This window comes from Kordiimonas sp. SCSIO 12610 (genome assembly GCF_024398015.1).
GTDB lineage: Bacteria > Pseudomonadota > Alphaproteobacteria > Sphingomonadales > Kordiimonadaceae > CANLMI01.
The window spans coordinates 2,761,610-2,775,386 of the sequence record NZ_CP073747.1; the positions used below are offsets into that span (position 1 = coordinate 2,761,610).

Here is a 13,777-nt window from a genome sequence, read left to right on the forward strand (position 1 = left end):
TCACAAATTTAGATTAAATTCCGTTCGCGTAAGCTCGCGATTAAGGCCATGATACCAAAGCGCCATGGTGGTGCTTTATCGCTCAGTGTCACCTGGTTTTCCAAGGTTCCGAGCTTTTGCGTGGATATACGAACCACATCCTCAAGCTTATGAGTAAAGCCCATATCTTTGGTGTCTCTATCATCTGTTGGTGCAAACAAGGTACCAGTCATTAAGGCGAAACCGTCAGGGTACTGGTGTGTAGCCCCGGAGGCTTGTCGAACCAAATCTTCAATATCGCGGCTGATCTCGGCCATACTGCTCTTACCATCCAGCACGTAACCATCAGGCCCTTCAATCTTAAGGGATAAAACCGCGTTACGAACATCATCTTTGGTAAAGTTATCATCCAGCAGGCGGATAAAAGGTCCAAGCGAACAGGATGCATTGTTATCCTTGGCTTTTCCGAGCAAAAGCGCACTACGTCCCTCAATGTCACGTAAGTTCACGTCATTACCAAGTGTTACTCCAACGATGTTCTGCTCAGGGTCAACAATCAATACAATTTCAGGCTCAGGGTTATTCCATTCAGACTTGGGGTGCAGGCCAATTTCCGCCCCTAAACCAACACTTGATAGAACAGAAGCTTTCGAAAATACCTCGGCATCAGGCCCGATACCCACTTCCAAATACTGAGACCAATAGCCTGCTTCAATAAGTGCAACCTTCAACTTCGCTGCTGCTTCACTGCCAGGTTCGATATTGGCCAGGCTGCCACCGATAGCATCCTGTAATTCATCCCTAATCGCCGCTGCTTTTTCAAAATCCCCCGCTGCTTTTTCCTCTATTACACGTTCAATCATGCTTGAAGCAAAGGTGACACCACATGCCTTAACGGGTTGAAGATCAACGGGTGCTAAAAGGTGACGTTTATCACCGCGACCACCAGCGCTCAGTGACATTTCAATCAATTCAGCAATGGAACATAAAGCAGGTGCTCCATGAAGTGCTGCAAGCGTCTCTTTGTAATTTGAGGATGCGAAAATGTGGGCAACCGTTGGGTATAAACCACTGATATCAAAAACTTTATCATCAACTATAAGTATCGGAATTGGACCCGCCGGCTTTTCTCCCTGTGCGGGTTCCCAAACACGGCCAATAAGGATCGCCTGGTGATAGTCTTCTGGTAAATAATGTTCAAACGGCAACATTATTTATACTCCTCCTGAAGGAAGGCAAGCAGGCCCAATAGGTTCAAAACTTTTGTAGGTCAAAATAAATTCCTGATGCCCCAATGCCTCTGAAACGCTTTGATCACCTTGCGCCACCTCGATCACACGCTCATAAAGTTCAACACCAACTTCATCGAGTGTCGCCTCGCCTTCAATAATACGCCCTGCGTTGATATCCATATCACCAGATAATTTGCGATACGTTTCGGGGTTCGCACAAATCTTGATAACAGGTGAAACCGCAGAACCTACAACAGAACCGCGTCCTGTCGTAAATAGTGTCAGGTGGCATCCACTTGCTATCATCTCAACGATCTCGGCATTATCAGAGATGTTCGGGAAGCCGAAGCGGACCTCACCATCCGGGACTACATCCATCAGGTAAAGGCCACTTCGAGGAGGAGTATCGCCGGGCTTAATCAGCCCAGCGATAAGGGAGTCCCCAGATTTAGAGTACGCGCCCAATGATTTTTCTTCTATGGTGGTCAGGCCGCCGTCAGCATTTCCTGGCGCAAACGAACCATATCCAAGCGTCGCATAATAGCGTTCCGCTTTCTCGATTGATGCACGAAGCTCGTCACCCAACTCAGGAGTAACCGCACGCTCTTCCATGATAGCTTCACACCCGATCAGTTCTCCGGTTTCCTCAAATATACATGTTGCCCCTTCGCCCACCAATCTATCGAATGCACGCCCAACTACGGGGTTTGCAGTTATGCCACTTGTGCTATCGGAACCGCCACAAATGGTACCGATGACGAGTTCAGAGACATCCATAGAAACAGAAACAAGTGTATTGATTTCAGCCTGCATCTGTTTCGCAGCTTCTACACCCTTCTGGATCGTTGCAAGCGTTCCGCCATCTTCCTGAATTATCAAAGTTTTGACAGGTCTACCGGTCGCAGCCACCGATTGCTTTAAATCCTCACGGTTAAAACCTTCACAGCCAAGTGATACCAGCAACACTGCACCAACATTAGGGTGGGTTCCAATCTGTTTCATCATTTTAAGCGCATATTCGTTCGGAAAACAGCCAGGGAAACCAACAAGCTGTATATTTTGGTCACCCGCCTGATTGACAATTTGACGTGCAACATGATGTGCACATTCAACCAAATAGGCAACTATTGTCACATTACGAATACCTTTGCGGCCATCGCTACGTAAATATCCTTTAATCATGATGCGCCTCCAATAGAAACAGAATCGCGGCGTGTACTTGCGATATAATCGCTTTTCAGATTATGTCCGTGGATATGGCAACCTGCACTTGTATCAACGGTTAAGGTACCGATTGGTACACCATACCTCAGTATTTTTTCGCCCGAAGCGATGAACCTTCTGGAGATTTTGTGACCCACACCAATATCTGCATCAAGCGTGTATGTTTCACCTTCGATTTCGATAACCTGACCCACCTTACAAGCCTGGACACAGACCAACATATTGTCGGAAGGGTGCAATAATAGAAAGCTGCTTGAGATATTCTTGCTAGAGGCCATAAAACGCCTCCGCTGTGCCGCCAAAGATTGCCGCCTGGTCTTTATCATCAAGACCATCAAAAATGGCCTGCACTTGAGCATACCAATCGCCATAATCACCAGCCAGATTAAGGACAGGCCAGTCACTGCCCCACGTCAGACGCTTAGGGCCAAAACATTTCAGAAGGTGGGTAATGTACGGCAAAATTGTTTCAGCACTGACATCGCCACCAGCTTCAGTCCACAAACCTGAGACCTTACAAAATGCATCGGTTTCATCGGCCAAATGCTTCATACCATCCGCCCAATCATCAAACTCTCCGTCCGCGATTTTTGGCTTGGCGCCATGGTCAATAACAGCTTTTAGGTTTGGGTAGCGCTTGAGCAGAACTAAAAGACTTGGTAAATGGCTTGGCAAAACCAGTGCGTCAAAACACAGCCCCCATTCCACAAGTTTCGTATAAACTGGATCAAAAGCCTTCGATAACATCCATTCAGGATCAGCAATATCCTGGATCATCGGCCGAACACCTTTAAGTTTCGGATGCTTCGAAAGTTGGTTTAACTGATCAATTGCACTGTTACTCTCAAAGTCTATCCAACCAACAACTCCTTTAATGAAGTCGTACTCGTCAGCAAGCGACAACATGTAATGAGTTTCGTTCACAGTAGGTGCTGCCTGAACCAAAACTGTGCCGTCTATCTGACACCTCACCATTAAATCATGAAGGTTTTCAGGCAGATAATCTTTGTATAAAATATCCAAGTCAGGTGTTAGCCAACCGTAATCACCCCTGTTGATTTGCCAGAAATGTTGATGAGCATCAATCCGCATGGCTCTCTCCTTTTGGCAACGGACTGCGAACATCAATCAAGCCTGCCGATAAAAGGTCTGACCAAAACGCGTTTGGAATCTGTTCACGGTATAAATCCCAAGTGGCCTTTACCTGACCAACACTCCGCAAACCGGGCACAACGGATTTCACTAGCGGATGAGCCAAAGGGAATTGCAACGCTGCCGCAGCGAGCGTTACATTATGTGCCTCTGTAACCTCTTCAATAGCCCGTACATGATTAATCACCTCTGGCGGCGCGACTTCATAGTTATAATAGACAGGCTCTGGCCCCTTTGTTCCTGTGGCCAAAATTCCAGAATTGTAGGCGCCGCCAATAATGATCTTGGCGCCATGGGCTTCACACTTTGGAAAGAAACTATCCAACACTGTCTGTTCCATCAGTGTGTACCTGCCTGCCATCAGGAAACAATCCCAGTGGCCGAACTCCATCACCGCTTCACATACCTGCCATTCATTCACCCCCAAGCCAATATATTTAATATCCCCATTTGCTCGAAGTTCTTCCAGCGCTCGATAACCAGATTGTTCCAACACTTTCATGTGGTGCAAATTATCCACACCGTGAGTAACTTCACCAATATCATGCACAAGCAGGATATCGATTTTCGACAGGCCTAAACGGTGCAAACTAGCTTCATGGGAACGCATGATACCATCATAGCTGTAATCGTATTCTGGACGGAACGGCATAGGGGTGGCATATCCATCATAGACTTGATTAATATCGCGCCCTTCATCAGGAACCAGCAAGCGCCCAACTTTTGTTGATAAAACAAAGCTATCTCGCGGCAGCGGGCGCAACATATCTCCGATACGGCGTTCAGAAATACCAAACCCATAAAACGGAGCTGTATCAATATAATTAATATGCAGGCCTAATGCGGCCTCAATCGTTTGTAACGCATCTTCATTTGTTACAGGCTGAAATAAATTACCAAGTGCTGCCCCACCAAGCCCCAACTCAGAAATTTTAAAATCACCTAAATCACGAGATAAAATTACATCATTATCTGTCATTTTATTATCTGTAATCATATTGCCCCACATAAATAACTGTTGCGTCAAGCCATCATCACATCCCTGCACTCTTCCGACATTCTCTGATGAGTTACCAAGATATACCACAGCCATCAGCCAAACCCGCAAACACGACTCTTGCTTGTTTGTTAAATTCACAATACTACTAAGGTATATTTTTTCAAGTATGAAATTATTTCTTTTATATAAAAATTATAAAACTTTTCTTTCGCAACTTTAATTTCGTGACTTAAGTGAGATTTTTCCCTATTTATTTTGAAAATATTATATTCTGGGCGTTGCCAGCACGAATTGCTTGAGGGAGCCAACATGAAAGAAAACAAAAGCCGAACCTATGCAGCCCCTGCACTGGAAAAAGGGCTAGACATCATTGAACTGCTCGCATCATCGTCTGACCCTCTATCACTCAGTGAAATAGCCGCTGGATTGGATAGAAAAGTATCAGAGATTTTTCGCATGCTTAATGTGTTGCAAAATCGTGGTTTTGTGACAATTCCTCAAGGGTCTGATCGCTATCAATTAACCATGAAGCTGTTTCAGATTACCCATAATCAATTCCAGATTAAAAAATTAGTAGCATTAGGTACCCCAATTTTAAAACGCTTAGCACTTGATACACATCAATCATGTCACCTCGTGATAGCGGATGATGTTAACGCTCTGGTAATTGCTCAGCAGTCAAGTCCTACAAATCGTGGTTTTGGGGTCAGGATTGGTGCTACAGCCCCATTACTGGATACATGTTCGGGCCTGGTATTGTTCAGCCACATGGATGACACAACCAAAGGCTCAAGCATCGAACGTCACCGCAAGGCTTTTAAAACCAGTGTTAAGGAAAGCGATTTGACCGAAATTTCTGACAAAATCATTAAAAGAGGATATCATCAGATCGCAAGTCGACAGATTATGGGCGTTACAGATATCGGGTTTCCGGTTTACGACCATGCAAACAAGGTTGTTGCCTCGATCGTCTTACCCTACCTCAAGCGCATTGATGGGCAACAAAAATGCTCAATTTCCGAAGCGAGGCAATTCACAAAAACACATGCTGCAGCACTCTCATACGATTTAGGCGCAAGCATATAGCTAATTCGCCAATGCTTACGCCTATATTGATCTCACAATCAAACGTGCATTAATTCACTTCCATATAATCCCTATCCGGCAAATCTGGAAACTTAACAGCCGGCAGAGTTTGGTACCAGAAAGCCACAGACGAAATATCATCCTGTAAGGGCAAGTATCGGCGCATGTTTGTATCACCACCCCAGTTACCAAAGTCACGCCAACCAAGGGCCTGCATCGTTACTTTCAGTTTATTTTCAAAACGCACAGGGTCGGGAATATGCCAGCGATAAAGGCCGAAACGTTGCTGTGAACGATAAGTACCATCAGGCCTTTGAACTTCAGGCATACCAGCATAAGCCGTTGTATATTCAGTGTATGACTTAGGATTGCCCGGCACCGCAGTACCAATATCAAAATTATACGACCCCAGAAAATAATCTTCTGTTCCCGTACCGCAGATCGTTGGGAACTCATCATCTTCATCAATGAAGAACTTGATTTCACCTTCTCCCCACCAACCGGAGTTATTCACACCCCATGTCATATAGGTACCGATATACTGGCCCTGCCCCTCAACACCATCCAGTAAGGTATATACCTCCTTGTAAGGAACCGGGTTAGTACGACGGAACTGGGCATGAAAATATGCACAGTCGTCGCCGACTTCTGTTTCTGTGTAGTTAATTTGATAATAGATCACTGCTTTTTGCAACGGATCACGGTTTTCAAGAGTAATACGAGCATTCTTGCGAAATGGCATTTCCCAAAAACAATTGAATGCAAGGCCCGGATTTACACTGACTGGTATTGAATTTACATGCGCATATTGCTCTAAACCACAACAGAAAAAATCGCCGAGCGGCACTTCAACCGATGGATACTCCTGGTCATCCCAATACATCCGAAGAATAAGATCCCTATTCTTAGGGCCCATTTTTGTAATCCATATCTGCTGGATTGCACCACCAGTATTGATATCTGCGAGCGTTACTGTTTCTTCACAGTCCACCTCAATAGAGGGAGATATCTTCCAACCCTGACCTAAATCGCGCGCCGCTACAGCACCCGTACCTTCGGTCGCCATACCACCCTTGCCAGGTGCTCCCGTTTTATTCTCAGCCGAGATTGAGCGTGACTTTGCCGATGACAAACGTGACAGATTACCAAGGTGCATTCCTAAGCCATTAAATTTCGTCATAATATCATGGTCTCCATAACCAACCGTTTCTGATGTATAATTCTGATTTGTACCTAACCTGCAGCATTAGATTGCTTGCGTATTTGCACAAGCTGCTCAGCATTGTTTTCGATTACTTCAGGCGTCAGGGAAAAGCGCGATAGAATGGCCGCCGTTAAGAAAAAGCCAACAGCAGGTACCAATGTAAAAATAATTAATATACCAGATGTTGTTTCCGAACTTTGCTCAACACCGCCACTTACATAGCCATACCAACCAAGCATAGCCGTCGCCATCGCACCACCAATAGCGAGACCAATTTTAAGCGCAGAAAGATTAAGCCCACCCGTTAATGCATCAAGGCGTCGATGATTAACCAACTCGCCATAATCGATAACTTCCACAGCCTTGGAAGCAAGAATTGGCGCCATCATTTGGTTGAAGAAGCCAACAAAGAACTGCATTGCGATTATGGCTATAACATAATCAGCGGCAATAAAGTACGTGACAGCTGATAATACACCACTGATAATCGCCAACCATACCCATGCAACTTTCCCCCCAAACATAGCAACAACCCTAGAGGCCAAGGCACTGCCTAAAATCCCCCCAACCATCCAGATACCAAGAAACAGAGAAACCATAGTTGCGGCATCTTCAACATAATAGGTGAGATAATAGATGGCGACTGTAGCTTTGATTGTTTGAGAGGCGACCATTACAAACAAAGCCAGAGCAAATATGCGCCATTGATCGTTTTTCAGCACTTGCAAAAAATCTGACCAGTATCCAATTTTTCCGTTATTTACAGGAACAATTCGTTCCTTGGTTGTTGCAACAGTAATAAAAAACAAAATCACAGACACAAAGGCCAGAACAGCCATAGCCAATTGGTATCCCTTGGCCTTATCTTCACCCCCCAAATAGTCTGCAAGTGGAACCAACAAAACCGTTACAATCAAGCCGCCAAAAGTTGCCGCAGCGAAACGATAGGAATACAGTGATGTTCTCTCGGATGGGTCAGACGTCATCACATTACCAAGTGCGGTATATGGTATATTTGTGGCGGTAAAAAACACCATCAACAACGAATAGGTAATATAAGCATATAGAATTTTACCATCTTGATCCAAATCTGGCACTGTAAACACGAGGATAGAAACAAGCGCGTAGGGAATACATAAAATCAGAAGATAGGGTCTATATTTACCCCACCGCGTTTGAGTGCGATCCGCCACAATCCCCATCAACGGGTCTGTAACAGCGTCTAAAATTCGAACGAAAAGAAAAATAGATGTAACGGTGATAGCATCCAAACCATAAATATCGGTATAATAAAACGCCAGAAGCAAAACAACCGATTGATAGACAAAGTTACCGGCCATATCCCCCAAACTAAATCCGATTTTTTCGGACTTAGATAATTTTTGACCAATGGTCATGATGATCCCTCCCACTCTCAGAAACAAACTCAGCGCCCGTATTAACTATAACCGACGCTGAGCTACTTTTTATAAGTGCTTAACTTCTACTAGAATGATGCGCGAACACCAAAGACGAAACGACGACCAATCACTGACCGGCTATTAAACACTCGTTGACCAGCAGGTAAAATCTGGAAGAAATCTGTTTGCTCATCTGTCAAATTCACAGCATTCACAAATACACTCACATTTTCCGTAACATCATAACTAATAGATGCATCTAGCTGCCCAAAGTCATCCGTGAAAATTTGACCGCCAAAACCAATAGCTGTGGGCTCAAACAAGAAATCACTTCTGAATGTATAGGCAACACGCGCTTGTAGAGGTCCTTTTTCGTAGAACCCGGTCAAGTTATAACTGAAATCAGACACCCCAGGGAAGTCCAGGACTTCACCCGTCGTTTGCAACTCGGCAGAACTATCCACCAATGTTACATTCGCGGAGTAACCAAATCCGTTCGAAAACGCTTGCTGCAAGCCAAATTCAACACCTGTTACCTGTGCAACACCTTGGTTACCTGGCTGACTTAACTGATCTACAGCAATAGGCCGGGTTGTACCATCTTGCTCGACACCAAATGCCCGAATAGGCACGCCCGCAAGTTCCGTGACATTCTCGCTGAACGCTGTTGCCACAAAGCCGTCAATTTCTTTATGGAACAAGCCAATGTAAACAGCACTAGTATCATCAAAATACCATTCGATACCCAAGTCATAATTTGTCGCAGTAACAGGCTCCAATGCTGGATTGCCGGCATTTACCGCCACAGCGAAATTATCCCCACCATTTATCGAACCGTTGGCATTAACGGCAAATGACGGCGCTAAGCTATTGAACACTGGACGCGTAATCGTTTCATTAGCAGCAACACGCAAATACAGATTGTCATCCAATTCAAACCGTAAGTTCAAACTCGGGAGTACGTTAGTATAGTTTGACGTAAACTGAACGGGCGTGGCTGCACCTGTTGACAATGTATCAAAGATTGTTGTGTCCATGCCGCCGTTGTCTGTAATGGTAAAACTAGCATCGAAACCATTCACCGTTTGACGCGTATTTACAATACGGAAACCGATATCCCCAACAACCTCAATTCCACCAAAGTTTGCATCCAAATTAACTTGGAAAAAACCCGCATACGTATCTTCTTTAACCGAGAATGTCGTAAACGGATCTGCTGCGATGGCGGTTGATAACCCGCTCTGATTTATGAAATCAATAATCGTTTGGTTTGAGCGAATAGCAGCATTATCAGGAAACACCAAATCCGCAAAATCAAAGGTAGCCTCAAGTGTTCCGTCGAGGAAATTTGATGCCCCCCGGTTAAACGAACCAAGTGTCTGCACATCCAAACCAGCGCCAACAACGGGAATCCCGTTACCATTACTGGCTCGTTCAATGCCTTTATCACGCGAGCGGAAACGAACCCCCATTTCAATCGAGGATAAGAAATCGCTTTCAATATCACGCCTGGCGTCAAAAGATGCAGACCATTCTTCGTCAGTATTTTCTGCAAACCTGTCATCCAAAACAGAAACTACATAGTTCGCAGGGTTTGATAGATCAGCTTCCGGCCCAGCACCTGCATTGGTTTGGGTGATATTGAAGCCATCTTCTGTTGCTATGGTATTAAAAGCGAAAACGCCGTTATCCCCATCAATCCTTACTCGGTCAAAAACCTGACTACCCGTTGCCCGAGAATAGCTTAGATCACCAACAAGCGTCCATGCACCAGTTCTATATTCCGCGTTAACACCAACAGCGAATAAATCATCCTCCAGGTCTTCGATATCCGTCGTCAATTCAGGCCGCAAAGAAGTAGGTAGCTGAGAGAACACGCCATCAGTTACCAAATCGCCAACCTGCACACTACCGTCCGGATTGACAGTGCGCCCAGCCAAGTCTCCATCAAAGATAATTGGAAGGAAAATCAGATTTTGGTCCACTTCGCGAAGCTCGCGTCTACTGTATAAGGCATCTGCAACAATTTCTAAATCATCGCTACGCCACTGCAAGGCGCCTGTGAATGTATATCGATCACGGTTCTCGGATACAGCCTCGAGGTTATTTGACAGAGAAAACGGAACATCGCTAGGTGACGCATCACCTATACCGTCGTCATTTGTATCCAACTGACTTGAAATTCCAAAAGACTCAAAATGCCCAAATGTTCTAGAAACATCTTCTCGTAACGTACGTTCAGAATACTGGGCAGAAAACAATGCGCCGAACGTCCCCTCTTTGTTTTCCCAACTATATAAACCGGAAATTGCCGGATCAACCTGGTCATTAAACTCGCGGTATGTACCCTGAGCTGACACAGCGATCTTATTCCCCAATTCTAGTGGACGAGCAGTCTGCAAATCAACAGTACCACCAATACCGCCCTCAACCTGACCAGCCGTGGTAGATTTCACAACATTTAATTGGCGCACGACCTCAGACGGCAGGATATCAAAGTTAACGGCGCGCCCAGTACTTTGGATTAAATTACCATTAAAGATAGGGTCAACAGACTCTGTCGCACTTAAAATGGTCCGACCATTTATAGTCCCCCTGACAAAATCAGGGCCAAGACCACGAATAGACACGAAATCACCTTCGCCGCGGCTACGCTGGATCGTAACACCTGTTACACGCTGCAAGGCCTCTGCTACGTTTTGATCCGGCAATTTACCAATGTCTGTTGAACTGACCGAATCCACAAATCCTTTAGCATTTTTCTTAGTATCCAACGCCCGATCGAGTGACGCCCGAATACCCGTAACCACAATTTCCTCTAGTTCGCCATCATCATCCTGTGCGTACACACCGCTGGTCCCACATACTGATGCCATTAGCACCAACGTCGACAAAGACGACAGCAAATGTCTCTTATTCAACCTCATTTGAAATTTCCTTCCCCATACAAAGCATCTCTCTCAATATGTTTGATGAAAATTATTTTTAAATACAAAAAAGATTTTTATCAATGTTTTTTTAAAAAACTTTTCATAATTCCCTGACAAAATATAGAAACACAGCCATATACAAACTTAAACCGAACCAAAACCCAACTTATATGTCATTGTTTTTACGAGAAAAAATAACCCACCAAAGGGACTAGGCCTGATATAGATCATGGATCTACATATTCTCAATTCATTGCCAATTTTCATCGGATTGAAATTCTCTTAGCATAAAGATAACAAGGCGAAATCAGATATTTTTTAATCTAACGCCCACTGGATTATTAAAACGCCTACTCAATGAATGAGGGTTAACAATGAAGATAGAGCTTTTAAAGTGACATGTATTACTTAACACGCATGGAAAAAATGAGGGTATTGTATAACTAGAACCTGTTTTGACCAACTTTGAGGTGGAGACCGTGTTATCTTAACAAAATAGCCTCTATTCCAATTGATTGATACGTAACTGAGTTCTGCTTCGGACTAGCAACCCCCAATTTTCTTTACATAAATCGCGTGATTTAAGGCTGTGAAAAAACTACTGAGCAGGCAACCGAGCCATGTACGTTCGTATTATTCAAAACGCAGGGCATCGATCGGATTGAGTTTTGAAGCACGTTTGGCGGGATAGAAGCCAAAAAACACCCCAACAAGAGTGGAAGCAGCAACCGCGACGATTACAAAGCTTCCTTCAAAGGCCTGAGGGAAGTCTGTGTATTTGGCCAAAGCAGCGGTAAGGCCAGCGCCCAAGGCGAGGCCGATTAATCCACCAATAAAACACAATGTAATCGCCTCAACAAGAAACTGAGTCATAATATCCTTGCCCCGGGCACCAATAGCCATTCGAACACCAATCTCTCGAGTTCGCTCCGTAACCGAAACAAGCATGATATTCATAATACCAATACCGCCCACTATTAGAGAGATTGTAGCTGTAATCGCGAGTAAAACGCCCATGATACGCTGCGTTTCTGTGCGTGAGCGAATAAATTCAGCCAAATTCCTAACTGAGAAATCATCCTCAGCACCCGGTTTAATTCTTCTTCTCTCCCGAAGTAAATCCTCAATTTCAGCCTGCGCCTGGGTCATATCTGTACCAGGTGTCATTAAAGCATAAATGCGTGGTACTGCATTTGCGACAGAACTATTACTGCGCCCAGATATACGCGCCCGAACCGTCGAAATAGGGGCAATAACCAGATCATCCTGGTCAGTACCGAACGAGGATTGTCCCTTCTCGGATAAAACACCAATAACCTCAAAGGGTATATTTTTGATCCGAAACTTTTCACCAATAGGTGATGAGCCGTCAAACAACTCTTTTACAATTGTCTGTCCAATAATCGCAACTTTCGCTTTGGAAGAAACTTCTCGTTGGCTAAATAAACGCCCTTCCTTCAACACCCAAGCGCGGGCTTCAAGATAATCCTGATGTCCACCAACCACATTAGTGGTCCAGTTATTATTCCCAAGTACTACGGGAGCACTTGCATTCACTTCGCCCGAGATCGCACTTATATCTGGTAGTTCATTTCTTAGCGCCGTGACGTCACGCTCTGTAAAAGGAGTATTGGTTCCTGCGCCGCCTCTGCGGCCACCAAAACCACCCGAGCCCGGGCGGATGATCAGCAAGTTGGTACCGAGCGAGTCAATAATCGCTTCAATCCGTTGCTGCGCTCCGGATGAGATGGAAGACATAGTAATCACAGAAGCCACGCCTATAATTATCCCAAGCATCGCAAGGAGTGTGCGAAGTGCGTTTAGCCTGAGGGCACCTAATGCTACTTTGAAACATGCAAGTAAACTCATGCTGCAGACCCTTTTGAATCTGGTTTGGTATCATCAACGATATTTCCGTCGCGGAAATAAATGCAGCGCTTGGCAAATTCTGCAACCTCTTCATCGTGGGTTACCATAATAATGGTCATGCCCTGATCATTCAATCGTTGAAACAGTTCGAGAACTTCATTGGAGGTTTTTGTGTCCAGGGCACCTGTGGGCTCGTCTGCTAGAATAATTTCGGGCCTATTGACGAGCGCTCGGGCTATTGCCACCCGCTGCTGTTGCCCACCGGATAGTTCGTTAGGGTGGTGACTAGCGCGTGAGGTCAAGTCTACCGCTTCAAGAGCAGCCATGCATCGCTCTTCCGCATCGTCAACCATTGAGCGGGCGTAAAGCAGAGGTAATTTAACATTATCAAGTGCCGATGTTCTTGGCAGCAAATTAAATTGCTGAAAGACAAAGCCGATCACTTCATTTCTAAGGTCTGCAAGTGCATCAGAGTCCAAGGTCGATAAAGCCCTATCTGCAAGAACGAGGTCGCCCGACGTTGGCTTGTCCAGGGCACCGCACATATTCATGAATGTAGATTTACCCGAGCCAGATGGGCCCATAATCGCAACCAGTTCGCCTTTTTCAATATCAACACTAACACCATCAAGTGCCTTAATTGTCTCTCCGCCTTGCTGATAGTGCCGGACCAGATTTTTCGCAGAAATTAGCGGGGTCAT

General features: G+C 45.0%; 11 protein-coding genes. 1 reads left to right on the forward strand and 10 read right to left on the reverse strand.

The features are described 5' to 3' along the window. Window positions 1–8 precede the first annotated feature (8 nt). Genes KFF44_RS12895 through KFF44_RS12915 form a run of 5 tightly spaced genes read right to left on the reverse strand, consistent with a single transcriptional unit; the run spans window position 9 to window position 4,680 of the window. Window positions 9–1,190, reverse strand: a complete 1,182-nt coding sequence (locus tag KFF44_RS12895; protein WP_255934828.1) for a fumarylacetoacetate hydrolase family protein — start codon at window positions 1,188–1,190, stop codon at window positions 9–11. Window positions 1,191–1,193: 3 nt separating this feature from the next. Beyond that, window positions 1,194–2,393, reverse strand: coding sequence for a UxaA family hydrolase (locus tag KFF44_RS12900; protein ID WP_255934830.1), 1,200 nt, complete (start codon window positions 2,391–2,393; stop codon window positions 1,194–1,196). Further along, window positions 2,390–2,713, reverse strand: a complete 324-nt coding sequence (locus KFF44_RS12905) for a UxaA family hydrolase (protein ID WP_255934832.1) — start codon at window positions 2,711–2,713, stop codon at window positions 2,390–2,392. The genes KFF44_RS12900 and KFF44_RS12905 overlap by 4 nt, the downstream gene beginning before the upstream one ends. Then, window positions 2,703–3,527, reverse strand: a complete 825-nt coding sequence (locus tag KFF44_RS12910) for an amidohydrolase (RefSeq protein ID WP_255934834.1) — start codon at window positions 3,525–3,527, stop codon at window positions 2,703–2,705. The genes KFF44_RS12905 and KFF44_RS12910 overlap by 11 nt, the downstream gene beginning before the upstream one ends. Then, window positions 3,517–4,680 (reverse strand): aldo/keto reductase, encoded by a 1,164-nt coding sequence (locus tag KFF44_RS12915; protein WP_255934836.1) that lies wholly within the window; start codon window positions 4,678–4,680, stop codon window positions 3,517–3,519. Before KFF44_RS12915 ends, KFF44_RS12910 begins: the two co-directional genes overlap by 11 nt. A 216-nt stretch (window positions 4,681–4,896) precedes the next feature. On the opposite strand from KFF44_RS12915, the gene KFF44_RS12920 reads away from it, so the two are divergent. Next, on the forward strand, window positions 4,897–5,673 hold the full coding sequence (locus KFF44_RS12920) for an IclR family transcriptional regulator (RefSeq protein ID WP_255934839.1): 777 nt from the start codon (window positions 4,897–4,899) through the stop codon (window positions 5,671–5,673). A 49-nt stretch (window positions 5,674–5,722) separates the two neighbouring features. On the opposite strand, the gene KFF44_RS12925 is transcribed toward KFF44_RS12920, so the two are convergent. The 5 genes from KFF44_RS12925 to KFF44_RS12945 form a co-directional block, all read right to left on the reverse strand. Further along, window positions 5,723–6,853, reverse strand: a complete 1,131-nt coding sequence (locus KFF44_RS12925; RefSeq protein ID WP_255934842.1) for a glycoside hydrolase family 172 protein — start codon at window positions 6,851–6,853, stop codon at window positions 5,723–5,725. A gap of 53 nt (window positions 6,854–6,906) precedes the next feature. Next, window positions 6,907–8,274 (reverse strand): glycoside-pentoside-hexuronide (GPH):cation symporter, encoded by a 1,368-nt coding sequence (locus KFF44_RS12930; RefSeq protein WP_255934844.1) that lies wholly within the window; start codon window positions 8,272–8,274, stop codon window positions 6,907–6,909. Window positions 8,275–8,363: 89 nt separating this feature from the next. Next, complete coding sequence (locus KFF44_RS12935) at window positions 8,364–11,204, reverse strand: TonB-dependent receptor (protein ID WP_255934845.1); 2,841 nt, start codon at window positions 11,202–11,204, stop codon at window positions 8,364–8,366. A 636-nt stretch (window positions 11,205–11,840) separates the two neighbouring features. Next, on the reverse strand, window positions 11,841–13,076 hold the full coding sequence (locus KFF44_RS12940) for an ABC transporter permease (RefSeq protein ID WP_255934847.1): 1,236 nt from the start codon (window positions 13,074–13,076) through the stop codon (window positions 11,841–11,843). Beyond that, window positions 13,073–13,777: an ABC transporter ATP-binding protein gene (locus tag KFF44_RS12945; protein ID WP_255934849.1), complete on the reverse strand. Its 705-nt coding sequence runs from the start codon at window positions 13,775–13,777 to the stop codon at window positions 13,073–13,075. The genes KFF44_RS12940 and KFF44_RS12945 overlap by 4 nt, the downstream gene beginning before the upstream one ends.